This window comes from Oceaniferula flava (assembly GCF_016811075.1).
GTDB lineage: Bacteria > Verrucomicrobiota > Verrucomicrobiia > Verrucomicrobiales > Akkermansiaceae > Oceaniferula > Oceaniferula flava.
Window position 1 is genome coordinate 562,779 of sequence record NZ_JAFBGL010000001.1, and the last position, 25,952, is coordinate 588,730.

At 55.4% G+C, this 25,952-nt stretch carries 16 protein-coding genes; 11 read left to right on the forward strand and 5 right to left on the reverse strand.

Translation table 11 applies throughout. The features are described from left to right. Window positions 1–76 precede the first annotated feature (76 nt). The 5 genes from JO972_RS02440 to hsdR form a co-directional block, all read right to left on the reverse strand. Entirely contained in the window at window positions 77–289 is a 213-nt protein-coding gene (locus tag JO972_RS02440) for a hypothetical protein (protein ID WP_309488401.1), read from the reverse strand. Between the two features lie 116 nt (window positions 290–405). Continuing rightward, window positions 406–2,118: a restriction endonuclease subunit S gene (locus tag JO972_RS02445; RefSeq protein WP_309488402.1), complete on the reverse strand. Its 1,713-nt coding sequence runs from the start codon at window positions 2,116–2,118 to the stop codon at window positions 406–408. A gap of 216 nt (window positions 2,119–2,334) precedes the next feature. Beyond that, the gene (locus JO972_RS02450; RefSeq protein WP_309488403.1) at window positions 2,335–3,774 is read right to left on the reverse strand and encodes a type I restriction-modification system subunit M; all 1,440 of its coding nucleotides are present in this window, start codon (window positions 3,772–3,774) and stop codon (window positions 2,335–2,337) included. Window positions 3,775–3,822: 48 nt separating this feature from the next. Next, window positions 3,823–4,506 carry a putative polyvalent protein kinase domain-containing protein gene (locus JO972_RS02455; protein ID WP_309488404.1) on the reverse strand — a complete coding sequence of 228 codons (684 nt, stop codon included), beginning with the start codon at window positions 4,504–4,506 and terminating at the stop codon, window positions 3,823–3,825. A 55-nt stretch (window positions 4,507–4,561) separates the two neighbouring features. Further along, window positions 4,562–7,042, reverse strand: a complete 2,481-nt coding sequence (gene hsdR, locus JO972_RS02460; protein ID WP_309488405.1) for an EcoAI/FtnUII family type I restriction enzme subunit R — start codon at window positions 7,040–7,042, stop codon at window positions 4,562–4,564. A gap of 641 nt (window positions 7,043–7,683) precedes the next feature. Between hsdR and JO972_RS02465 the strand changes: the two genes are divergently transcribed. The 11 genes from JO972_RS02465 (at window position 7,684) to JO972_RS02515 (ending at window position 25,932) form a co-directional block, all read left to right on the forward strand. Further along, on the forward strand, window positions 7,684–8,661 hold the full coding sequence (locus JO972_RS02465; protein WP_309488406.1) for a family 43 glycosylhydrolase: 978 nt from the start codon (window positions 7,684–7,686) through the stop codon (window positions 8,659–8,661). Between the two features lie 118 nt (window positions 8,662–8,779). Continuing rightward, the gene (locus tag JO972_RS02470; protein WP_343221521.1) at window positions 8,780–9,994 is read left to right on the forward strand and encodes a DUF6786 family protein; all 1,215 of its coding nucleotides are present in this window, start codon (window positions 8,780–8,782) and stop codon (window positions 9,992–9,994) included. A gap of 182 nt (window positions 9,995–10,176) precedes the next feature. After that, a complete protein-coding gene (locus JO972_RS02475; protein ID WP_343221522.1) occupies window positions 10,177–11,673 on the forward strand; it encodes an arylsulfatase in 1,497 nt (498 codons plus the stop codon). Between the two features lie 138 nt (window positions 11,674–11,811). After that, a complete protein-coding gene (locus JO972_RS02480; RefSeq protein WP_309488410.1) occupies window positions 11,812–15,774 on the forward strand; it encodes a PVC-type heme-binding CxxCH protein in 3,963 nt (1,320 codons plus the stop codon). 34 nt (window positions 15,775–15,808) lie between these two features. Then, entirely contained in the window at window positions 15,809–17,215 is a 1,407-nt protein-coding gene (locus JO972_RS02485) for a sulfatase-like hydrolase/transferase (RefSeq protein WP_309488411.1), read from the forward strand. A 35-nt stretch (window positions 17,216–17,250) separates the two neighbouring features. Next, entirely contained in the window at window positions 17,251–18,792 is a 1,542-nt protein-coding gene (locus JO972_RS02490; RefSeq protein ID WP_309488412.1) for a sialate O-acetylesterase, read from the forward strand. A gap of 149 nt (window positions 18,793–18,941) precedes the next feature. Further along, window positions 18,942–19,505, forward strand: coding sequence for a type II secretion system protein (locus tag JO972_RS02495; RefSeq protein ID WP_309488413.1), 564 nt, complete (start codon window positions 18,942–18,944; stop codon window positions 19,503–19,505). 165 nt (window positions 19,506–19,670) lie between these two features. After that, window positions 19,671–20,423: a hypothetical protein gene (locus JO972_RS02500; protein WP_309488414.1), complete on the forward strand. Its 753-nt coding sequence runs from the start codon at window positions 19,671–19,673 to the stop codon at window positions 20,421–20,423. Beyond that, complete coding sequence (locus tag JO972_RS02505) at window positions 20,420–21,835, forward strand: hypothetical protein (RefSeq protein WP_309488415.1); 1,416 nt, start codon at window positions 20,420–20,422, stop codon at window positions 21,833–21,835. Before JO972_RS02500 ends, JO972_RS02505 begins: the two co-directional genes overlap by 4 nt. An 89-nt stretch (window positions 21,836–21,924) precedes the next feature. Further along, window positions 21,925–24,411, forward strand: a complete 2,487-nt coding sequence (locus JO972_RS02510) for a glycoside hydrolase family 95 protein (protein WP_309488416.1) — start codon at window positions 21,925–21,927, stop codon at window positions 24,409–24,411. A 12-nt stretch (window positions 24,412–24,423) separates the two neighbouring features. Next, window positions 24,424–25,932: a sulfatase gene (locus JO972_RS02515; RefSeq protein WP_309488417.1), complete on the forward strand. Its 1,509-nt coding sequence runs from the start codon at window positions 24,424–24,426 to the stop codon at window positions 25,930–25,932. Window positions 25,933–25,952: the final 20 nt, after the last annotated feature.

The window sequence follows — 25,952 nt, forward strand, 5'->3', positions numbered from 1 at the left end:
CTCCTCGTGAAGTGTTGCTTCACGGAGTTCTCCGGACTCAGTGTGGAAAAAGATAAACAGTATGCTCAGGCATGGTTTATAGGATGATGAGTTCACTTTTTTCCTTTGTCACTTCGTCTTCGACCAAGAGTTTTTTGCCAGGCTCCATTCTGGCATCTAGGACTTGCAGCATGCGTAGCGCGAGCTTCATCACGCCCGTTTTGTTGAGGTCTTTTTTCTCTGCAAGCTCTTCAAGCACTTTCATCTCCTGCTCCGTCAGGTTCAGTGTCATGGTGCGTTTCTTGTTCATGGTGAGAAACTAGCTCATAACTGGACGAAAACAAGGTTATTTAGCTAAAAAATAGCTAAATAAAGTGTCGATGGTGCCTTTTGCATGATGGCTATCGCATTAGCGCTGGAAACAGGTCAGTTCACAGCCTTCTCAACCATGGTGTCGGTGAGCTTGCGTTGGGTGGCTTGGGCGGTGGCTAGGCTGGCTTTGAGTTCATCGCAGAGGGCCATGAGTTCGTCGACTTTGGCGACGATGCGGTGTTGCTCGGCTAGGGGGGGAATTGGTATGAGCATTCCCTGAAGATCCTTGGTGAGCAATTTGCAGGTTCCGTGACTAGACCGCTCAACGGTATTCAGAAACTGGTCTCTCAGGGCTCTAAGCGCGAGGTGAAGATACGTCGCGGTGTCGTGGTAGTCAGGCAATAGAGCCTTCATGTCTTGATTGATTGTAACTTCGCGTCCAGACCTAGCGACCGGGAATGAGTGTGCTAAGATCATGCCTCTAACGACCATCAAGAGGCTGTTTTTGGGAATTAGTTTGGCAGAGGATTTATCTATAGCTTCTGCTGTTATCTGATCAATGGATTTGTGGATAATAGGGCGCTTCATGTCCTTTGGGCAGACCCAAGGTATTTCACCGTCCCAAAACTTTGTATTGCCTTTCGACGGGGTGCCTCCTCCGCGCCATTCTCCCAGTTTTCCGAGTGGGACACTCATCCATTGTGTAGGATGATCTAGACATTCATCTTTCGATTCGTGTTTTTTCCAAGCGGGGAAGCAACATCTAGAATCCTCGTTGGGCACTTGGGGGACTAGTTTGCCGGTGACGGCTAGTTGGAGGGTGGTTTGTTTTAGGTGGTCGATGGAGGATTTGGTGGTGAAGAGGAGGTGGAAGTGGGCTTGGATGCGCTGCCAGGCTTGTTGGAATTGTGCCGCGTCGCTGGTGGTGGTGAGGGCGTCGAGGAGGGTTTTGACGAGGGTCTCGTGGGTGCGGATGCTGTCTTCCTGCTGCTGCTCGAGTCGGTCGCACAGCGCCATGAGTTCATCCACCTTCGCGACAATGCGTTGCTGCTCGGCTAGGGGCGGGATTGGGAATTCAAACTGCTCTAAAACCTTTTTGCTGAGGCCTTCGATAGCCATCCCAACTTGTCGCCCCCAAACGAGTTTTTGGACTAAGGGAGATAAGATTCCAAGGTGCAAGAACCGAGCCATACGCGTTTCAATCAGCCGAATGATAGTTACGTGCTGACTTACGTTAGCTGTTTCTAACTCTGTAGGGAAAATTGTTGAACGTCCTAATGAAGCTCCAGTGATATTAAGGAGCACGTCATTCGGCTGAACTTGCGTATTCGACATGTTTTCATGTATTTCTGCAGGTATGTAAGCTGTATCATTCAACTTTAATCCATCATTCCAAATATTCTGTGAGCGTAAAAAAATCACCCCAGAATCTACGTAGGCGCTTTTTCCTCCTCTTGGCGTGCTCCCAGATCCAAGTTTTGATGTTAAGCTGCCAATCCGCACAAATTCCCAACCATTTGGTTTCAAGAATGGTTCATCCTCACTGAGCACCTTGGACAAGGGTTTTGTTTTTTTGATTTTCTTTTGTTGGATCAGGTCAGCTTTTGTTGACTCAATTCTATTTAACAGAACTTCTGCAGGTTCATCCTCCGGATCCTGCGGCACAAGCAATCCGCGCACGGCCAAATCGAGAATCAGTTCGCGGAGTTTTTTGATGCCGTAGAGTTCTTGTTTTTTTGAGCTGCCGCGACCGGTGGTTTTTTGGGCGACGACGGTGGAGGTCCAGGTGTCGAGATGGTCGGTGATGAGTTGGGTGGCGTCGGGCATGGTGGGATGGCGGAGATTGGTTATGGGGTGCTGTGGCTTGACACAGCTTTGTGGTTTGGTGAGGCTTGCCTCGCGAGGTGGGGTTTCGTCGTGCTGGTGGGGAGGGGGAGAAGTGCAGCTGCGCAGGGGCAGAACCGTCGAGCCGGTTCAGACAAAAGCGGTGTCAAGTCACACGCACTCCATATTGCATGTTCATCCTTTGTGATATCGTTTGGTTTATTTGCTGGTAAGAGCTTCGGAGAGGATGTCTTTGAGCTGGTTGCGGATTTCCTGAATGCCTTGCAACTGCTTGTCATACTGTGCGAGCAGCTCGTCGGGGTCGTGGTGCACGACCTCCTCTTGGTGCGGGTTGGAGATATCGAGGTTGTAGTTGCGGGCTTTGATGTCCTCGATGCTGACTTTCCAAGCGTGCTCGTTTTCCTCGCGCTTGGTCCACCAGGCTTTTTCAGCATCGAATTCCTGGATGCGGATGGGTTTGGTTTTGTTGTAGGACTTGACGCCTTCCGGGTAGGGGTGCTCGTAATACCAGACTTCCTTCGTAGGTGTGCCTTTTTCAAAGAAGAGCAAGTTGGTCTTGATGCCGGTGTAGGGATTGAAGACGCCGTTGGGGAGGCGGACGATAGTGTGGAGATTGCACTCGCTGAGGAGTTTTTCCTTGAGGCGGGTTTTGACGCCTTCGCCAAAGAGTGTGCCGTCCGGCAGGACGAGAGCGGCGCGGCCTTTGTCCTTGAGCAGGCGCAGGATGAGCAGCAGGAAGAGATCGGCGGTGTCGCGGGTGCGGAAAGCAGAGGGGAAGTTGGACTCGATGCCATCGTCCTCGGTGCCGCCGAAGGGTGGGTTGGTGATGACGATATCGACCTTTTCGGATTTTCCGTAGGAAGTGAGCGGTCGGGCGAGGGTGTTGTCGTGGCGGATCTGGGAGGGGACTTCGATGCCGTGGAGCAGCATGTTGGTGACGCAGAGCAGGTGCGGCAGGGGCTTTTTCTCGACACCGTGGATGGCGGACTGTAGCTGATCACGCTGGGCATTGGTCTGGACCTGGCTGCGGAGGTGCTCGATGGCACAGGTAAGGAAGCCGCCGGTGCCGCAGGCGGGATCGAGGATGGACTCACCGAGCTGGGGATTGATCTGATCGACAATGAACTGGGTGATGGCGCGCGGGGTGTAGAATTCCCCGGAGTTTCCGGCGGCCTGGAGGTCGCGGAGGAGCTGCTCGTAGAGATCGCCGAAGGCGTGGCGATCGTCCGAGGAGTTGAAGTCGATGTCGTTGAGCTTGTTGATCACCTGGCGCAGGAGGTGGCCCTTTTTCATGTAGTTGTAGGCGTCTTCGAAGGCGTCTTTGACGCAGTGGCCGCGGGGATCGGCGCTGGAGAGATCGAGCTCCTTGAGGGTGGGGAAGAGCTCGTTGTTGATGAAGTCGCTGAGTTCATCGCCGGTGATGCCTTCTGGATCGGCGGCCCAGTTGCGCCACTGGAATTTTTCCGGGATGATGGAGACGTAGTCGTCGTCCATGAGCTCGAGCTCCTGGTCGCGGTCGTCGAAGATCTTGAGGAAGAGCATCCAGACGAGCTGGGAGAGACGCTGGGCATCGCCATCGACGCCGGCGTCCTTGCGCATGATGTCTTGGATGGATTTTACGGTGGAAGTAAGAGACATGGTGGTGAAATAGTCGTGTATGGTGGCTGTGCCACACGTGGTGATTGATTAGATTAAATTTTTGACGATGGAAAGTAAGGTATCGGTGAGGGGCTGGACGCGGAGATCGATGGGGGCGAGCAGGCCATCTGGCATGACGATGATATTTCCCCGGTGGGTGTCTGAGACAACGATTTTCCGCTCGGGATCAAAGAAGGCGAGATTGCCAGCGATGCGGAAGGGTTTCCAACCGGAGGAGGTAAAATAAGTGGAGATTTGTTCCTCGTTGGCAATGCTTCCACGGATTGCCGGCTGCTGAATGAGCAGGCGCATGCCGTCAGGCGTATCCAATGCGCCTAAAAACTCCACCGCATCGCCAAACAGCGTGTTGTGAAGGTGCCAGCGTTCAAGGTAGTCGATGGGTGAGGCGGCAGGCTCTTCATCCGCACGGTGCACCACCTTCATGCCGAAATGATCAGGCCAAGTGGCCTTCAGAAAAGTGCTGGAGTTCTCACGGAACCAGACTTGGTGTTCATTACCCTCGGCAGTGGGAGCGGTGGCTAGCTCTGCTGGTGCTTGTTCGAGGATGAGATTGTGCTCTTGGGCGTAGGCACGAAAGATGGCGAGTTCCTCGGTGTAATAGGTTGAGCCGCCATGAAGGCGCGCACTTGCTTGGCAGCTTGCTCTGAGCTGCGCAACAAGTGACGGGAGCGTGACTCCCGAAGCTTTTCGGCTGTTTCCATATGGCGGCATTATAAATGAGATTGAAAGAGATGCAAGGTGGTATTAAGGATGAGGAATTGCGATTTCAAGCTGCGTAGAGGGCGTTTTCGAGCGATTTGACGGCGTCTAGGTAGGCATTTTTACTACCGAAATGCTGGATGATCTCAATGGGACTGCCGAGGTGGGATATAGGCTGGACTTTGAGCAGCCGGATGGGATCGGTATCGATGTCCTTGAGGCCGGTTTCAGCGTATTTTTCCAACAGGGCATCGAGGACAGCGCGGGCTTGCTCGGAGTGCTGGGTGTAAACATCAGATTGCTGGGCTTTCTTGGCACGCTCACTACGAGTCAAGGCGGGCTGATCGAAGGCGACGTGGCAGATGAGATCAAAGGCATCGTAATCCTTGCCGACTTTATCGCGGAGGGCACCGAGGATGAGGCCCTGATTCGCGAGTTCGTCGATGATGGCTTGTTTTTGCTCCTCGGACGACCAGCGCTGGAGAAAGTCGTCGAGGTTGGTGTAAGTTTTGCCGACCGTTTTTTTAGTGTAGTCTGTGAGCGAAGCAGTGATCAGCTGGCCTTTGGAATTGAGATACTGAATGCGCTCGGCAAGCACGCTGACACTGATGCCGCTAACACGGTATTTTTTGACTTCGGTGTCTTCTGGATCGAAGGCTCCGTCGCTGCCAGTGGTGGTGATGAAATCGCCAGGCTCTTCGTCTAAATCGCCGCTGCCTGTGCCTGGTAGATCGTTTTCGGGTTCGTCTGGCTCGGGTGACTTGTTGTTTTCATCCCCCTCGGGTGGTGTTAGTGGGTCGCCGGGTTTGGGTTCGTAGATCTGGACGGGATCGCCGTCGAAGTCAGGGTCGGCGAAATTATCGGTGGCCTTGCGGAAATCGATGATGGTGAAGAACGTTTTGCCGTGTTCCTCATTGATGCGGGTGCCACGACCGATGATTTGCTTAAACTCGGTCATCGATTTGATGGTGCGATCAAGCACGATGAGCTTGCAGGTCTGGGCATCGACACCGGTGGTCATGAGCTTGGATGTGGTGGCGACGACGGGATAATCAGACTCGGGGTCGATGAAGTTATCGAGCTGGGCTTTGCCCTCCGGGTTATCGCCGGTGATGCGCATGACCCACTTATCGTTGGTGGCGTTCAATTCCGGGTTAGCGTTGACCATGGCCTGGCGCATGCGCTCGGCGTGGTCGATATTTTCACAGAAGATAATGGTCTTCGCCATGGTGCCGGTCTCGGCGATGAACTTGGACACGGTGTTGGCGACGAGCTGGGTGCGATCGTCGATGATCATGTTTCTATCGAAATCTTTCTGACCATAGATGCGGTCTTCGATTTCGTTACCATCATCATCGAGTTGACCTGCTTCTGGTCGAAACCCCTGCACGTCTTTGTCGATATCGATGCGAACCACTTTGTAGGGAGCGAGAAAACCATCGTCGATGCCCTGCTTGAGCGAGTAGGTGTAGATGGGATCGCCGAAGTAATGGGTGTTTGATGCGTCTTTGGTTTCCTTCGGCGTGGCGGTGAGGCCGACCTGAGTGGCGGCGGAGAAGTAGTCGAGAATTTCCCGCCACTCGGAATCTTCTTTGGCGGAGCCGCGGTGGCACTCATCAATGATGATGAGGTCGAAGAAGTCCTCGGAGAACTGCTTGTAAACTTTCTTGGATTCGGTGGGGCCGGTGAGGGCCTGATAGAGGCCGAGGTAAATCTCGCGTGAGGTATCGACCTTGCGTTTCTTGTCGATGCCGAGCCTGATAGTTTCCTTGGTGCCGTCGTCGCGTTCGATGGTTTTGGACTTGGTGGAGAGCTTGGCCATGGCATCGCCTAGCGGGCGGAAGTCGTTGACCATGGTTTGATCGATCAGGATGTTGCGGTCGGCGAGGAAGAGGACGCGTTTTTTGGTCTTCGCTTTCCAGAGCCGCCAGATGATCTGCAGGGCGGTGTAGGTTTTGCCCGTGCCGGTGGCCATGACGAGGAGGATGCGGTTTTGCCCTTTGGCGACAGCTTCGATAGTGCGGTTGATGGCGTTGAGCTGATAGTAGCGCGGTTTTTTATCGGAGCCGTCGGAGTGGAAATTCTGGCGGATGAGCGGGAGCTGGTCGGCGGGCCATTGCTCGATTTTTTTCCAGCGTTCCCAGAGGGCTTTGGGTGAGGGGAACGCGTCGAGGGGGATTTCCGTTTCACTGGTGTATCCGGGGTGCGAGAGATCGCGCATGACAAAGCCGTCGCCATTGGATGAGAAAACGAAGGGGACGGGCATCATTTTTGCGTAGCCGAGTGCTTGCTGCATACCGGCGCCGATGCTGTGCTTGTTATCTTTCGCCTCGATGATGGCGATCGGGATGTTGGGTTTGTAGAAGAGAACGTAATCGATCTTTTTGCAGGCAGCGCGTGTGGAGTGGCTACCAAAAACCTGCACGCGGCCTTGAGTCAGGGGATATTCCTCAAGCATCTGAGTTATAATGTTCCAGCCGGCGGCCTTGATGGCTGGGGTGATGAATTTGGTGCGGATGTTGTATTCGCCGAGGTTTTTTTTATTCATGCTTTAGCCTGGATAAGGGGGGATTACTAACAGGTTTCAGTTGGATGAAAAAAATTAGCAGGAAGCCTAAGCGATGACAAGGAGTCAGGAGGTAATTATCGTTAGATGAAAACCAGTCTGCTTAAGTATCCGATCCACTGGCCAAAGATTGGATGATGGGGGCGCGGCGTTGCTTGGATGTCGTCCACTCCAGGTTCCAAGTAGCGACGGTGAGGGCTGATGCGTTCATGTCTGACGTTAGGATGCTACGGGGTCTCGGGCTAGATCTTTCCTCCTATAAAAAACTCCCAAAGTCTAACCACTGCGATAATCTCTGGGGATGGTTTTTAGCAGTAGGAGCAGGTCTTTTTCCAATCGGTCGGGGTCGTCTTTCATCAGTAGCTTGGGAAGAGGGGAGATCTAGTTAGTATGGGGCTAGCCTGAGGGGGGCTGTTTGGCATCACCGTATTGCCAGTGAAAGTGTGAGGACCATATCCTAGCTGCTGGGGTGTGACATTTAATGGGTGATCTGCATGTGTGATGTTAACTTGATCACAGGATGACAGGCTTTCTCAATGTTGCATGACAGAGCTTGGGTGGATTTTCCTTATGTGAGAAAGTGCGCGCGCTATATTTCGCCAAAATCACCTGATTATCCGACGATGAAAAAATTTCCATACTCCCTGTGTTTACTTGGTGCGATTGTGTCCCAGGCGCTCGCTGCCCCCGCCAAGTCCGAGCTCCCGACCGTGAACGTTACCCATTCGGCCCTGGAAGGGATTGGTGTGGAGAAGGGGGTGATGCGTCGTGACCCCAGTGATGTGATCAAGGTGGGGGATCTTTATTACGTCTGGTATTCCAAGGGGAAGATTTCGCCCGGCTACGATGCGACGGTGTGGTATGCCACTTCGCCGGACGGCAAGCAGTGGACCGAACAAGGGATGGCTCTGGCCAAAGGAAAGGCGGGCACTTGGGAGGACGAGAGTGTGTTTACTCCGAACATCCTCGTGGCCGAAGGGCGCTACTGGTTGTTTTACACCGGCGTTTCGAAAAAATACGGCAAGGGCTTCAACCCCGATTCGAAAATTGGACTCGCTGTTGCCGATTCGCCCGACGGGCCATGGGAGCGCAGTCCGGCGAACCCGGTGATTACCAATAGCGAGCAGGCGGAGGATTTCGATAGTCATCTGATCGACGATGCCTGCCTGATCGTGCGCGATGGCAAATACTGGTGTTACTACAAAGGGCGCCAGCTTGGGAAAAGTCCGGGGCAGACACAAATGGGGGTGGCGATCGCGGAGAAACCTGGCGGTCCATATATCAAACATCCCAAAAACCCCGTCATCCCCGGCAACCATGAGGTGTTGGTCTGGCCCCAAGGCAAGGGGGTGGCCGCGATGATCGGCTCGACCGGCCCGAAGGACATTATCAACTCGGTGATGTATGCGGAAGACGGGATTCACTTCACCAAGACCCACCAGGTTCAATCCGGTCCTTGGGCCGGTGGCGCCTATCGCCCTGAGGCCTTCACCGATAGCGATCAGGGCACGTTGCCTGAGTGGGGCGTGGAAATTGGCCGGGCCAAGAAGCAGCTGCCGTTCATCCATCGCTTCGATGTGCAACTCGAACCCGCAGGCTAAACTTATCCCATCAACCGACTCTTCTTAACGCATTATTCCAGACACTATGAAAATGACCTCTGCACTCCCGCCCCTTGCCCCTCGTTGGCTCGCCCTCATGGCCGCTCCGGCCTTGATGATGCCAATTGGCTGCCAGCAAAAAGACAGCAGCACCTCATCGAACAGCGAAATCGGTGCCTTCGCCGATGATGCCGCATTCATGAAAGAACACACCGATCTCGTGGTGTTGAAAAAAGGTGACGCTGCCGTGGCTGTGGCTCCGGCATGGCAGGGTAGGGTGATGACCAGCACCTACGACCACGAGCAAGGGCCGAGCTTCGGCTGGATCAATCGTCCCGTGATAGAGAATGGCATCCTTTCCGAAGAGGAGGCCCAAGGGAAGTTGGAGTCGCACATTTACATCTTCGGCGGTGAAGAGCGGTTCTGGCTGGGGCCTGAAGGTGGCCAGTATGCGCTCTATTTCAAACCTGGGGCAAAGTTCGAATTCTCCGATTGGAAAACGCCCGCCGTGATCGATACCGAGCCCTTCAAGATGGTGGAACAGAGCGAGGCATCAGCGAGCTTCGAGCATCAGGCGAAGCTGCAAAATTACAGCGGCACTGAGTTCCATGTCGGCATCAAGCGCACCGTCACCGTGCTGGATAAGGCGGATGCCTCGAAGCTGCTCGGCGTAGATCTCGCCGACGGGATTCGTATGGTGGGATACGAAACCGATAACCGCATCACCAATCAGGGTGACGAGGCATGGAAACCGGAGACCGGTTTGCTGTCGATTTGGTTGTTAGGTATGTATAACCCGTCACCCACCACCACTGTGGTCATCCCATTCAAGTCGGGCAGCGATGCCGAGCTGGGGCCGAAGGTGAACGATTCTTATTTCGGCAAGGTGCCGGAGGATTATCTGCAGGTCAAAGACGAGGTGCTTTACTTCAAGGGCGACGGCACACGCCGCGGGAAGATCGGCATCAGCCCGCAGCGCTCCAAGGGGATCGCCGGGAGCTACGATGCCGCCGGAAAGGTGCTGAACATCGTGACCTACAACGTGCAGGAAGCTCCTCACGGATTTGTGAACTCGATGTGGGAAATCCAGAAGGAACCATACGTCGGTGATGTGATCAACTCCTACAACGATGGCTCCCCTGAGCCTGGGGCCGATCCGCTGGGGCCTTTTTACGAGTTGGAAACCTCGTCGCCAGCGGCAGCTCTTGAGCCTGGGGGCACGATGCAGCATGTGCAGCGGACCTTCCACATCCAAGGCAGTGAAGATGAGCTGGAGCCGCTCGCCAAGAGCCTCTTGGGTGTCAGCCTGAAGAGTATCGAATCGGCTTTTTAAGCCCGGCGATTTGGCATCGTTCGCGGCAATCCCACGCTACTCCAGAAAAAATCCCCACTTTGAAAGATTCTTCGCTAGGTGCGGGGCGGTGACTCCGTATGCTTGTGGCACATCTACATTCGATCAATATGATTTTGAAAAAACACGCATTGTCACGACTTCTAATCACCGCGCTGGGTTCCATGGTGGGCCTGGGCGCATTACCCGCGGTCGACGCGGCCCGAAAACCTAACGTCATTCTGATTTACGCCGACGACCTGGGGATTGGGATGCTCGGGTGTTACGGGCAGAAAATTGTCACCACTCCCAACATCGACCGGCTCGCCGCCGAGGGCATGAAGTTTAATAACTACTACGGCGGTGTGTTCTGTGCCCCGTCACGCTGGTCGCTCTCCACCGGGATGCACGACGGTCGTCTGGGCGGATGGAAGCACAACGCTCCCGGCTTGTTGATCCGACTCGATAAGAAGAACACGCCACCCGAAAAAGCGACCGAGCTGCTCAACCAGTATGTCGAGAAATCGTCTGCTCCGATCCCTAAAAAAGAGGTGTTCATGGCGCAAATTCCTCAGAAGGCCGGTTATAAGACCGCGCAGTTCGGAAAGCTGGATGTCGGCTTCCTAACAAATCACGACCGAGTCAAGCGCTTCGGCTGGGATTTCTACGAAGGTTATTACAGCCACGGTCGTTGCCACGGCTTTTATCCTCCGTATCTTTGGCGCAATGGTGAGCGCTTTGAGCTCGAGGGGAACACCCGCGCCGACTGCGGCAAAATGAGTGAGAAGGGCAATGAACCTGTCGGAGAAGGCGGCGAGACCTACTCGCAAAATGTTTTCATCGAGGGCATCCTCAAATACATCCGCGATCATAAAAACGAGCCGTTTTTCCTCTATCACTCCACCCAGCTTCCCCACGGACCGGTCGCCATCCCCGAGCTGCATCCGGACTATGCCGATAACGACAAGCTTTCGCTGGCTGAGAAAAAATACGCCTCGATGGTGAAGATGTTAGACGATCATGTCGGTCTCATCATGAAAGAGCTCAAGGCTCAGGGCCTGGACGAAAATACCATCGTAGCCTTCACCTCAGACAATGGTCACGAGATGTATTACGGCCCGAAGCAAAACGTGCACAAGCAGCTTGCGAACGGCGAGAAGGCGAACCTCACGGATAACAAGTGGCGCACCTCCAATGGCGGCGACGTCTTTGACGGTGCCGGCGGCCGTGCCGGGATCAAGCGCTCCGGCTACCAAGGTGGCATGCAGTGCCCGATGATCGTGCGCTGGCCTGGCAAAATTGCCCCCGGAAGCGAGACCGATATTCTCAGCGCCCACTACGACTTCATGGCCACGCTCGCCGACATCACCGGAACCCGCATGCCAAGAGGGAAGGACAGCATCTCGTATTTGCCAACCTTGTTAGGGAAGAAGCAAACCAAGCAGCACAACTACGTGATTGTGAATAATGGATTCGATCGCATGGGTCGCTCAGCGTTGATCTCCCAAGACGGCTGGAAAGTGGTCGAGCTCGATCGCAAAAAAGACGCCTTCCAACTCTACAATATCAAGAAAGACAATGAGGAGCGGGACGAACTCTCGGCCCAGCATCCTGAAAAATTATCCAGTCTGAAAAAACAGCTGGTCAGCGAGCTGAACTCGAAGCGCCCTGACCTAAAGTAAGCGGATCGATTGCAGAACATCGAGATCAGCTTTGGCGAGTGAATTATTGGCCAAAGCTGACGTGTTTCTCCCTTTATCCGTCGTATCTCGGCGCTAGTTTCTTAACCCCTCCCATTTCCTGAGCATTTTTATTTCATCATGAACACCATTCGTTTTTCCTTCCTCGCCATCGTCTCTCTCTGGGCGCTTTTGTTGTCGCCTCAACTCAGTGCTGCCGAAAAGTCGGATTACACCATTTTGTTCTATGGTAACTCGATGGTGGAACGTCTGCTAGAGCATGGTGAGCTGGAGGCGCGACTGCAAATTGCGCGGCCGAAGGCGAAGTTGAAAGTGCGCAGTTTTGCCTGGACCGGAGACGAGGTGGGCAATCGGCTTCGACTCGAAGGCTACGCCAAGCACATGAAAAACCTCATCGCCGCGTGGCCGGCGGATAAGCTGGTGTTAGGCTACGGGTTTTACGAATCCTTTGCCGGAAAAAAGGGGCTGGCTGAGTTCGAGGACCAATACCGGATTCACCTGACCCAGCTGTCCCAAGTCCACCCGGGAGCGAAGATCGTCATGCTCTCGCCAATTGCCAGTGAGGATGCACCCGCCGAGCGCAACGCCCAGATTGAGCTCTATGCCAATGCGATCAAGAAACTTGCCGCAGAGGTGAATGCGGAATACATCGATCTCTTCACCCCGACCCGTGACGCCTACGCCGCTTCCGAGGCCAAGCTGACGACGCGAGGCATCCACCTGAACGAGGCCGGAAACCGCCTAGTCGCCAAGATCATTGCCGAGGCTCTGGTCGGTGCGGTGAAAGTCAATCCCAAGCACCTCCACGAGGTGGCCCTCGCCGCCACGGCCAAGCACGAGCGCGTGGCTGAGATTGTGCGTCCTAAGAATGCCGTGGTCTACTTCGGCGTGCGCGCCCGCCCGCAGGAGTATGCCGATGAAATGCCGCGCTATCACAAGATGATCGAGCTCACCGATGCGGTGGTCCACCAACTCGCTGCGAATCCAGGGAAGAAATTCTCCGAGATGGAAAAACCCTCTCTGCCACCGATGCCGAAGGGGAAAAGCAAGAAGGCAAAAAATGGTTACGGGATCATCAAAAGTGTCACGGAAGCGGAAGCCGAGTTCAAGGTCGCCGATGACTACGAGGTCAACCTCTTCGCCTCGGAGGAACAATTCCCCGAACTGCGCAACCCCGTGCAGATCTCCTTCGATGCACGTGGTCGGCTCTGGGTGGTCACCATGCCATCGTTTCCCCACACCGTTCCTGGCCTGACACCTCCGGACAAGATCCTCATCCTCGAAGACACGGATCACGATGGAAAAGCCGACAAATGCACCACCTACATGGAAGGTCTCGACGCCCTCGACGGAGTCGCTTTTCACCGTGAGGGAGTCATCATTTCTGAGCAACCACGCTTGTGGATGACTCGCGATACCGATGGCGATGGCAAAGCCGACGTGCAACATGAGCTGCTGCGCGGTATCGATGTCACCGACTCCCACCACGGAGGGATGATTCAATCCGACCCGAGCGGCGACATCATTTTCAGTGACGGGGTGTTCCACCGCTCGCAGTTAGAGACTCCCTTCGGTGTGCACCGCGGGATCGACGCCACCACTTACCGACTCGATGTCGCCAGTGGCAAAATCAACACCGAATATCAACACACCACACCGAACCCATGGAATGTCGATTTCGATCGCTACGGTGACATGTTCCAGATGTATGGGGACGGCATCTTTTACGATAGCACTGTGCTGCCATGGACGCCGCTGGGCGCTTACCATCCATTCCGCTACGGCTCGATTGGCCAGTTTGGCAAAGGCTCCGGGATTGCCGTGGTTTCCAGCCCGAATTTCCCGGAAATCTATCAGCAAGGCATGGTGTCCGCCTCGCTGCTGGGTAAATACGCCGTGACCCTGACCCAGTTTGATTACAGCGAGGGCATGATCAAACGCGACAAGACCGAAGTCATCCTCTCCTCTCCGAACGCCGCCTTCCGCCCGGCTGATCTGGAGTTCGGGATGGACGGAGCTCTCTACGTCTCCGATTTCTGCAGCCCGATCATTGGTCACGCCCAGCACCCGATGCGTGATCCAGGCTGGGATCATGACTATGGCAGAATTTGGAGAGTCGTTCACAAGGGGAAACCTCTCGTGAAAGAGGTTCCCAACATTGAAGGAGCATCACCGGACGAACTCTGCGAGCTGCTCGTAAGTCCCCAAGATTTGGTGCGCAAGCACGCCCGCATCGAGCTGCGCAAACATGGCGCCGAAGGCATTGCGGCGGTCGATCGCTGGATCGGCAAAATGGATCGCAACAGCCCGAATTTTGATCAAGCAGCGTTGGAGACTCTGTTTGTCTGCGGTGGCCTCAATGAAGCTCGTCCTGAGTTGCTCAAGGCCCTGTTGAACTCCAAATCCTACCATTTCCGTGGTGCGGCCGTGAACCAAATCCGTCTGCTGGCAGAGCATCTCGACAACGTGGGCCAACTGCTCGGCAAGATGGCCAAGGACGAACATCCGCGGGTTCTCATCCAGGTGATCGGTGCGATTTCCCACCTGCAGAAAACCCATCCGGAGCTCACGCAGATCTTGGATTCCATCGAATCCGACAACAAACACGTGGTCAACACCCTGAAAGCGTTAGAATACGGCACGGAGCCGATCAAGGGGCGCAGTGTCCCGGTGTTGGAGGTGGATCCACAATCTGAACTCACCCACTGGTTCCGCTATGCTCCAGGAGGAAAAGGTCAGCCAGTTCTGCACACTTCGAAGAAACCTTCCGGAGGTGGTGTGAACCTCTACCGGACATTCATCGAATCGGAGAAAGAGCAATCGGCCATCATCGGCATCAATCACAAGGCGCTTGATATCTTCGTCAACGGCAGCCTCGTATTCAGCCAGAATTCTCTGTGGAGTGGCGACCAGCAAGTCCAAGTCGATCTGCAGGCCGGGGTGAATGTCATCGAAATCGAGCTCCAAAAAGGGCGGAGATCCACGAAGAGGCTTCCTGCTGTGTATCTCTACGATCCAGTGGGCCGCGCCCTTGGTGGGGTCAAGTATGTCAGTAGCACGCAAGAGCTGAAACGTCTCACCGCGGCGCACGACAAGATGCTAAAGGCGCGCGGCACGGTGCTCCGTGTCACCGCCGCTCCCGGTTTACAATTTGCCCCGAAGACTCTGCGTGTGGAGCCTGGATCGAAAGTCAGGCTCATCTTTGAAAACCCGGACAACATGGAGCACAACTGGTTGCTCTTGGCTCCAGGGAGCGTGGCGGAAATCGGAGCCCTCGCCGATCAAATGGCGGCGGAGTCTGGAGCTGTCGAAAAGCATTACATTCCAGAGTCGAATAAAATCCTCGTCCACTCGAAACTACTCGGACCCGGCTCGAAGCAAGAGCTGGTCTTCACCGCTCCGGAGCAAGCTGGCGAATACCCCTACATCTGCACCTTCCCTGGCCACTGGCGTGTCATGCAGGGTGTGCTGACCGTGGCGAAAGCCGACGCCCCCGAAGCCAAGCCAGCCAACAATCAGGGTAAGGTGAAAAAGGGGAAAGCTCCCGTCCGGAACATTGGCAACGGGGTGATCTATGAAAGCAGCGCGAAGGCCAATGGTTTTCAAAAGCTGGTGCCACCCAGCCAGCCCAGAGGCAAGGTCACTAGCTCGACCAAGACCAACAACCAGCCGCTGTCGGTTCTCACCGATGGCAAGCTGACCGCCGGATTTGGTCCGATATTTGCCAACAAGGTGACCGATGGCGCCTACAAGATGGACCTTGGGAAAAGTGAATCCGTCACGGCCATCACCAGCTGGGCGAACAACCACAAAGGCGTTCGCGGTGCCCAGAAAATCTCGATTTACGGCAGCAACCATAGCTCGGACCCCGGCTGGGATTTGTCCGATCAAAAACGATTCACTCCGCTGGCGAGCCTCAGTAGCCAAGGCGAAAAGGTGGAGGCATTCACTGCGCTGTCCCTGCGTGATGCCAAGGGAAAACCACTGGGCCAGTTCCGCTGGATCGTCTGGCAGGTGCACCCGATTTCCCGCAGCGGAGAGAATACCGCATTCCAAGAACTCGCGGTTCAGACAGCCAAGTAATTCTTAATTTTCAGATAAACTAGACCCCCAACTCATGATTAAAAAATACCTCCAGCTTTCCGTGCTTGCCGCCGCTGCGGTGGCGACGAGTCATGTGCAAGCAGACGACACCGCTGCCAAGCCACGCCCTAACATCCTGTTCATCTTTTCCGACGACTGGGGCTGGGGCGATCTCAGCTGCCACGGGCACCCGTATATCAAGACCCCCAACATCGATCGCCTCGCCAAAGAGGGGACCGATTTCCAGAACTTCACCGTGGCCAGCGGCGTCTGCTCACCGAGTCGGGCCGCCGTGATGACCGGCTTGTTTCCTGCGCGCTTAAATATCACCGGTCACTTCGCCACACCGCGAAGCAATGCCGCGCGCAACATGCCCGACTGGGTAGACCCCGAGATCGTGACGATTCCTCGACTGCTGAAAAAAGCCGGCTACATGACCGGCCACTTCGGCAAGTGGCATCTATCGAACAACATGATCCCGGACTCACCGCGTCCTGAAAAATATGGTTACGATATGGTCGGTGCCTTCAACTGCTCCGACGAGCAGATGCCGGTGCATGACGACGCTAAAAATGCCATCGCCCTGATCGAAAAAAGTGTCAAAGCGGAGAAACCGTTTTTCATCAACCTCTGGGTGCACGAACCGCACACGCCGTTCCACACTCTGCCGGAATACCGCAAGCGTTTCCCCGATCTTCCGGAAAAGGCGAACATCTATGCCTCCGTGCTGTCCCATGCGGACGACCGCATCGGCGAGGTGCTGGACACCTTGGATCGTCTCAACCTGACCAAAAACACGCTGGTGATTTTCAGCTCGGACAACGGACCGGCCGGAAGTGGGCCCACTAACAATAGAAAGCTCACCACCATGCATGATACCGCCACTGGCGAAGGCTATGGCATCGCTGCCAGCGTGGGGACGACGGGTGGTCGTCAGGGACGCAAGGGGTCGATCTATCAAGGTGGCATTGGCGTGCCCTTCCTCGTGCGCTGGCCGGAACAAGTCGCTGCCGGGGCTCACGACAAAGTGTCGTGGATTTCCGCTGTCGATCTACTGCCGACCTTCTGTGAAATTGCCGGAGCTCCCTTGCCTGCCGGCTATCAACCGGACGGCGTGAGTCAGGTTTCCGTGCTCAAAGGCAGCCCGGCCAAGCTGCGCTCGAAGCCGCTTTTCTGGAAAAAGCAGAAGGCGCGCAAAAGTGATGCCGACTACGCTGTGCTCGATCAAAAATGGAAGCTGCTCGCCAGTGCCGATTTGAAAAAAGTCCAGCTCTACGACATCAGCGTTGACCCTCTGGAGAAAACGGAGATCCGCAGCAAGCACCCTGAGGTCGTTGCCGAATTGGTGAAACAACTCGAAGCCTGGATCGCCACACTGCCGACCAAGGTGGATCCCAAACTCATGTCCGATCACCGCCCTAAACAAGGGGCAACCAAGTAAACAAGCAATCGCGCGATCGCGCCAACCATCCACTCATGCTCAAATCATCCATTCTCCTCAGCGCCGCCCTGCTCGCAGGCACCTTGGCCAACTTACAGGCCGAGCTTCGTCCTGCTTCCTTGTTCCAGAGCCACATGGTTCTTCAACGCGGCACCCAGCTCCCGGTCTGGGGAGATGCCGATCCGGGCGCGACGGTCACCGTTGAGTTCTCCGGACAGAAAAAGTCGGCCCGCGCCGACGCCAAGGGGAAGTGGATGCTCAAGCTGGATCCTCTGCCGGCGACCAAGCAGGCAAAGACGATGACCTTTTCCTCCAAGCTCAAAACGGAAGCGGAGAAACTGGAACTCCGTGATGTCGTGGTTGGCGAGGTGTGGATCTGTGCCGGGCAATCGAACATGCAGTTCGGCGTTAAGAATTCGCCGGGAGTGAAGGCCTTGCTGCCCAAGGTGAAGAACATCCGCAGCTTTACCGTGAAGCGCACCGTCGCCTTCACCGAGCAAGACCGCTGCGAAGGCAAGTGGGTGGATCAATACCCGGACAGTGCCGTCGCCTTGGCCTTTGCCCATTCCCTGCAGCAGCACGAAGATGTGCCGGTGGGGATCATTCTTACCTGCTGGGGCAGCTCATCACTGGAGGCTTGGATGCCGCGTGACATGACCGAGACGGTGCCGCATTTCAAAACTATGATGGAGGAGTTCGATGCCAATAAGGAAGCGCACGAGCAGATCAAGGCCGCTCTGAATGCGCCTAAGGGGTGGACGAAAAAAGAGGACATCTTTCTGCGCCGGCAAACGAACATTCTCTACAATGCCATGATGCACCCGCTGGCTCCCTACGCCTGCCGCGGACTGGTCTGGTATCAGGGCGAGCGCAATACCCAATCGATGTTCGGTATGCTGAAAACCCCATGGTTTTCGAGAAACTCCGGCATGCTGATCTACGGTGATGTGCTGAAAAAGTGGATCGCACGCTACCGTCAGGAATGGGACAACGAGGAGATGCACTTCCTCATCGCGATGCTGCCAGGTTACGGCAAAGTGCTGCCCACCGGACCGAACCGCGATCCCCAAAGCCCCACGGCTCACTCATGGGCATGGATGCGCGAAGCCCAGCTCAAGGCACTGCAACTTGATGGCGTCAGCGTGGCCAACACGGTGGACCTCGGCGATATGAAAAATGTGCACCCCAAGGACAAGCTTCCCGTCGGGCAGCGTTTGGCTCTGCTAGCCGCCCGTGATGTGTATGGCAAAAAACTAGAAGCTCAAGGGCCAGTGATGAACAAGGTGATTGGCAGTGGGGGGCGCATTCATGTGGTCTTCGATCACGCCGAGGGGTTGAAAACCAACGATGGCAAGAGCCCGAGCGCTTTCTGGATCGCGGATAGCAATCGGAAGTGGCACCAAGCGGAGGCGAAGATCGTGGGCCAAAGTGTCGTGTTGCAGTCGGATCAAGTGGCCGAACCAAAGTTCGTCCGCTACGCCTTTGCCGGTATGCCGAAAGTAAATTTGGTCAATGGGGAGGGGCTTCCAGCCTATCCGTTCCGCAGCGACGACTTCCAGCCGAAGCTGCGGAAATAGGCCAACAGACCGCCCCCCATGGGTGGAAACTATCTCAGATGGATTCTTTTCAAATCAGATCCATCTGATAGCTTGACGAGAACGAGGGCAATTTGGGGTCTGATTTCCAAGCTTGCCAAATCGAAATACATAATACATACATCACAATCATGAAGGTTAAGCATTCAAGTTCTAGGAGTTCGGTCGGCGGCTTTACACTGGTCGAAATCATCGTGGTCATCGCGATCATTGCCGTTCTGGCGACCATGACCGTGGGCGGTTTGAGTTTTTACAAGCAGAAGGCAGCTGAGAATAAGACCAAGGTATTCATTGCCAGCGTCTCCAGAGCCCTGGACGAGTATCATTCTGACTTCAACGAGTATCCGGAGGAAACTGCCAGCGATCTCGATGACAGCACCGAGATTTTGTATCGTGAACTTTACGGCGACGGAGCGGACGTCAATGTCGGCACCGGTGGAGCCGGAACCACTGATGGCTCACCGGATGAAGGCGCCACAGTCTACCTCGATGCCTTGAACCCGAACCTCGCCGGCTCGCAGAAGAATGTGGAAGAGTCCGGTGGCGAATACTTCCTCATCGACGGTTTCCGCAACCGACTGCGCTACCGCAACGATCCCAACAGCCCGGATATGCAAAACCCGGACTACGATCTCTGGTCGGCTGGTCGCGATGGCGATGACGACGAAGAGAAGGACAATATCGATAACTGGTAATCGCTAGCCAGCACAGGCACCACCCAGCAGGTGCCATTTTCCAGACGGGGGACTCTTGCTAGAGTCCTCCGTTTTTTGTTCGGACGTGCGCAGGACAGGGAATCAAGCGAGGCACAATCCGTGCTTCCCATGGTCTGCAGGATTTGATAACTCCTTGACCACGCTATGGCAAAAAAGAACGTCGAGAAGAAAGAAGACGCCCCCGCAAAGAAATCGGGGTGCATGAAGAGACTTACACTCATGGTTCTCTTACTGCTGCTGGCCTACTTCGGCCTGCATATTTATTTCATCTGGCAACCCGCAGGAAAACCCGCCGAATTCAACCAGCAGATCATTGATGCCAACGTCGCAGGCACCAAGGTGTTTCCCGCCATTCAAGCATACGACATCGATCAAATTGCGGGTCGTAGCGAAATTTTGAATGGTCGCTCGATCAAGGCCCCTCTGCTCAAGGAACGCCTGAAAAGTGCCATCTCCAGTGGCTATCCCATCACCTTCCGCGAGGAGGAAATCAACGCTTGGCTGAGTAAGCGAGTAGCATTGGAGCAGGAAGGTCTGTTCGCCAGCTATGTCACCGCCAGCCATGTCTGGGTGGATTTTAAACCGGATGAAATCGAAATCATCATCGAGCGTGAACTACCGAACAAGCAGTCGCACATGACCTCCTTGTTCATGAAATTCGAGCGCGCTAAAAATGGCTTCAGCATCAGCCGTCACGCGTCGCACATCGGCCAAGTCAGAGCTCCCGGTGGCTTTGCCCGATTGATCATGCCCGCATTTAACAGCCTCGCCGAGGAACTGAGTGAAGAGCTCAAGTTGTATAAAAACGACGCCGGCCAGCTGAAAATTTTCGATATCAAAGTGGAAGAAGGGAAAATCACGCTCGATCCACGTCGCCCCGAGGAACGTAGTTCATGAAGCTTGCCTCCTCCATGCTCAGCCTGCTGATGGTAGCCACATCTCTGTTGGCTGAAGAAGGTGAGCCGCGCTTGGATGATCCGGTTGCACCGAAGGCGATTCCTGTGGAGCCTGAAGCTCCGCTTGGACTTCAGGACCTGACCCCTGATATCGATGCCCAGCCAGGTGTGACCCACTTCGGCAAGATCTCGGTGGTGGGTAGTCGTCAGGTGATTCGTGGTGGCATTGCATCGATCGCTGAGAACCTGCGCGTGCAGCTCAACAGCCTGACCGGTGATAATGATCGCAAACTCCAGATCCCCATCATCATCCGCCTCTACGGTAAGGAAGGGGACAAGGAGAGAAAGGAAAACTTGGTAAGCGAAATCGTCGATATCCAAGGTCAATATCAGCTGCGCTTACACATCCACCTGGCCAAGGGCGTGGATAACCGTCGACTGCGTTACCACCTGATGGAGCTGCTGCTCTACGAGCGAGGACTGGGCGCGGGCCAAAATGTGGAGGACGACGAGCGGGTGCTGGTCAAACCTTGGCTCATCGTCGGCATGCTGGAGGCTCTCGATATCAAAGCCGGCACCGCGGAGAAGAAAATCTACCAGGCTGACCTGCCGTATTTCAAAATCCTACCGCTCGACCAAGTATTCGCAGCGAGCGAGGCAGAGTGGCAGGCCATGCAGGGGCGCAAACCCTTGGCCTTCCGTGCCATCTCAGGAGCCATGGTCAATGCTCTGCTACGTCAGCCAGACGGCCGTAGCAGCATCTCTAACTACCTCGCCGATGTCGCCACATTCAAGGGCGAGATGGAGAACCTGATGCGCAAGCATTTCCCCGGCATGAACAAGTCCCAAAATAGCTTGGAAAAATGGGTGGACCTCGAGATGGCCGAGCTCGGCACGGCGCACATGACCGATGTCTACTCCATCGTGGATACTGATCGACGGCTGGAAAGCATCCTCGTGCTGCGCTACCAAGACCCCGAGCGGGGAGCTGTTTCCGTAGGGATCGATGGCTATCAGGAAGTGCTCAAGCTGGAGCCCGCCGAGCGCTTCAATGCCGTCGCCGGAGCTCGGGCGGAGTTAGAGCGGTTGAGCTATCGGTGTTTCCCCACCTATCGACCGTTGTTAGGCGAGTATGCCGAGATTCTGCGTGAGCTCGCCGAAGGTGAGGATAAGGAGATCAGCACGCGACTGAAAAACCTCAGCGATGTGCGCATGAAGTTCCAAGCGGCGGGCAAGCGGGTGCGCGATTATCTCGACTGGTTCTACATAACGCAATCGCACGATGTCAGTGGCGCCTTCAAGGAATACCGTGAGCTTAGCGATGCATTGAAGCGTGAGGCCATGCGTCCCAGCAGCCAGGATTCCACAGAACAGTATCTGGATCAGGTGCAGAAAATTTTTGGTGGCGAGTAGTCGGTTCTCCTCCATTTGGAGGGTAGACGCGATGACGCGCTTCGTGAAAGGATCGTCGAGTGGGCAAGGTAGATTGCCTGATAGACATCATGATGATCCTCAAAAAAATAAGCTTCACATTGGGCTGCGCTCTGGTGGCGCACTCGCTAGCGCATGCGGACGCGCGTTTTGAGCTGCACTATGACCGCCCTGCGAACGACGAGGCTCCACCTAATCGGGCCATGGGGAAATCGACTCAGAAATCCGGGTTCATCCAGACGGCGTTGCCCTTGGGGAATGGTCGCTTGGGCGCGATGTTTTCTGGCGGCATTTCCAAGGAACACTTGATGACTAATGACATCACTTTGTGGATGAATGCCAAGCGCGGCCAAGATGCCGGCGAGCAATCATCCTCTCGCAAGGTCACTCCGGAGCAGCTTGATCAGGTGCGTGAGGTTTATCGCAAGGGGAACACAGGCACCGGTCCGGAGAGCATGGAGACGATGTCGACCAAGTATCTCAGCACCCAAGAAAAGTTAGGAAATTACGCGCCGTTCACCGATGTTTGGATCGATACCGGGCATGATCCCAAGCAGGTGACCGATTACCGTCGGGCACTCGATATCCGAAGCGGAGTGGGATTGGTTTCCTACGAGCTCAACGGTGGCCAGTTCACGCGCGAAATTTTCTGCAGCTACCCGCACGATGTGATGGTCACGCGGCTACGTGCGAAGGAGTCGACCCTGAACCTGACGGTGAGCACAAAAACCAAGCACAAGGGGGCGAAAGTTTCTGCCGAGGGAAATCGGATCACCTTGCTCGGCGAGGCGGCGATGATTCAAGACAACGTCGAGTTCATGCAACTCATCCACATCGAGGCCGTCGATGGTGAGCTCGCGGCGCAGCCTGATGGATCGGTCAAGATCAGTGGAGCCACGGATGTGCGAATCTATCTGGCGGGGTATAACGATTACTTGCCGAAGTATCCCAGCTTCAAAGGCAGAGACCACCGAGGAGATACGCTCAGCACCCTGAATGCCGCTGTGAAACTCGGCTACGAGGTGCTCAAGGAGGCCCATGTGGCGGATGTCGCCAGCCTGATGGATCGCTGCCGTTTGGAGCTCGATTTCACAGCGTCCGGAGTCCCCACCAATCAACTGGCCAAGCAGGAGAGCCGGGAGCTGGAGAACCTTTATTTCCATTACTCACGCTACCTGCAGATCAGCTGCTCGCGGGGAGCTCCGGTGCCTTCCAACCTGCAAGGACTGTGGAACGATCGGCTGAAGCCGGTTTGGAACTGCGATTACCACACCGATATCAACCTCGCGATGAACTACTGGATGGTGGAAACGGCGAACCTGCCAGAATCCTTCAGCCCTTATGTGGAATACATGAAGGTGATCGCCGAGTCGGGGGCCCACAGCGCCCGCCGGACCTTCAATGTGAACAAGGGCTGGAGCATGGGGCTGAATGGCAACGTCTTTGGATTCACGGCCCAGAATGAACACGGACGCCGCACCCAGCAGGCGGGACACTGGCTGTCACAGCATCTTTTTGAACACTACGCATTCGGTCGCGACCCGCAATACCTCGAGCAGGTGTATCCCATCATGAAAGGCGCGGCGGAGTTCTTTGTGGAGCACCTCGCGCCATGGAAGGATGGCAGCTTGGTGGTGTATCCGACTTGGTCGCCAGAAAATAACTACCACCGACAGAAACTCAACAAGCAGGCATACGGCGCGTCATGGGATCAGCAATTGGTGCTCAATCTGTTCACCGACTGCATTGAGGCGTCCTACATTCTCGAGCGCGATACTGAGTTCCGCCAGACTTTGCAAAAGATGATCCCACGACTCTGTCCGCAGAAAATTGGCAAACACGGCCAGCTGCAAGAGTGGCCCGAGGATTGGGATGACCCCAAGAATACCCACCGTCATATTTCGCACCTCATCGCCCTGCACCCGGGTCGAGATATCTCACCCTTGACCACTCCTGAACTCTATCAGGCGGCGCTGGTCACGATGAAACATCGCGGGGATCAATCGACGGGATGGAGCACCGGCTGGAAGACCAACTTCTGGGCTCGACTGCACAATGGCGACCGGGCGCATAAGATTTACAAGTTTCTAACGTCCAAGAGATCTTATCCCAACCTTTTCGATTTCCACCCGCCGTTCCAGATCGATGGCAACTTCGGCGGTGGTGCCGGCGTCTGCGAAATGCTACTGCAAAGTCACCTGCGCAGTGTGAATGATGAGGCCACAAGCATCGAAGAAGCTGCCTTTGTCGCTTACCAGCCGGATGCCAATCATCCGCAGCACTTTGTCCCCGTCGTGCCGGATGACAAGCTGGTCGAGGCTCCCTACATCCTGCACCTGCTACCGGCCTTGCCCACCGCGTGGTCGAAAGGAAACGTCCGAGGCCTCCGCGCTCGCGGCGGTCTGGAAGTGGATATCGATTGGGCCGAGAACCGCCTGCAAAAAGCCACCATCCGCGCCACCTGCGACACCCGCTTCCGTCTCTATCACGATGGATCATTCAGCGAGGTGATGACCTTGAAAAAAGGGGAGTCGACCCGGTGGCCAGCCAAAGACTAAACTGATATCCTCATGATTCATTCCATTCGCTCACGCCTGAATACCTGCCTGTTTGCTCTGCTGGGCTTGACTGCAGTCGCCAGTGCCAAGCCGCCTAACATCGTGTTCATCCTTGCCGATGACCTCGGCTGGCAGGATGTGGGATTCATGGGCAGTGAGTATTTCGAAACCCCGACCTTGGATGCGCTGGCGAAAGAGAGTGTGGTTTTTGAAAATGCCTTCATGTATCCCACCTGTTCGCCGTCACGTGCGGCGATTCTGACCGGTCAGCAGTCGTTCCGCACCGGCTGCTACACGGTGCCTGTGTTAGAGCGGGGCAAGGCGAAGGATAATATCTTTTCCAAGTGGACGGTCGGCACCGATCACCCGGTCTACGCCGAGCCGTTGAACCGGGCGGGGTATCAATTGATCCACTTGGGCAAGTGGCACATCGTCGGCCCACACCCGGACAAGGAGCAAAGTGACCCACTCCCGAAAAAACTTGGCCAACCGAAGAATGGCGACATGAGCTGGCTGCCGGCGCATCGCTCGCCCGAGCTGCAAAAGTATTACCCCACCGGGCGCGGCTTCCATGAAAACGTCGGCGGCAGCTGGTGGGGCGATCCCTCACGCGGCTATACGAAAGGTTACAAGGCTCCCGGTGGTGGCTATGTCGCGCCGTTTAAGAACCCGTTTATCGAAGAGAAACCTGACGACCAGTGGCTCACCGATCGCCTCACCGATGACGCCATCGATTTCATCAAACGTCACCGGGACGGTCCGTTTTTTGTCAACCTGCACTACTACGCGCCGCACCGGCCGTCAGTTCCTCGCAGCGAGGAATTACTCGCCCATTTCATGCAGAAGAAAGGCGATCCGAACACCGGCCAGGGGATGGGGCCAGCGAAGAAGAAACAGGAAATCGCCGCCTACGCAACGATGGTGAAATCCATCGACGACAATGTGCGTCGCCTCCTCGACTTCCTCGACCGCTCAGGTCTCCGTGAAAACACCGTGGTCGTCTTCACCTCCGACAACGGCTTCAATGGCTTGCAAAGCGCCAGCAAGAACCTCCGGGGAGCCAAGGGCAATGTCTACGATGGTGGCCTGCGTGTCCCGGCTCTGATTCACTGGCCCAAGGTGGTCACTCCCGGCCGCAAGCAGACACCGGTTCATGGGCTCGACCTCTTTCCCACCTTCCTCGAACTCGCGGGCGTCGACGACTACACGGGCACCCTCGACGGAGAGAGTTTGTTACCGATCGCCAAAGGCGGAACTCTCGAAGAACGCCCGCTTTTCTGGCACATCGCCAGCGCCTACAAGGACCCGCCGTGCTCGATCATCCGCAAAGGAAAGTGGAAGCTCATCCAGTTTCTGAAAGATGGTAAAACCGAGCTCTACAACACGGAGAAAGACCTGAAGGAAAGTCGGAATCTACTCCAAAGTCACCCGGAAGTTGCCCAGCGTCTGAAGGCTGAACTCATCGCCTGGAGGAAGCAACACGACGTTCCTCTGCCACCTAGTTCGACGCTTAAAAATTAAAGTCACCACCCCAATCTAAC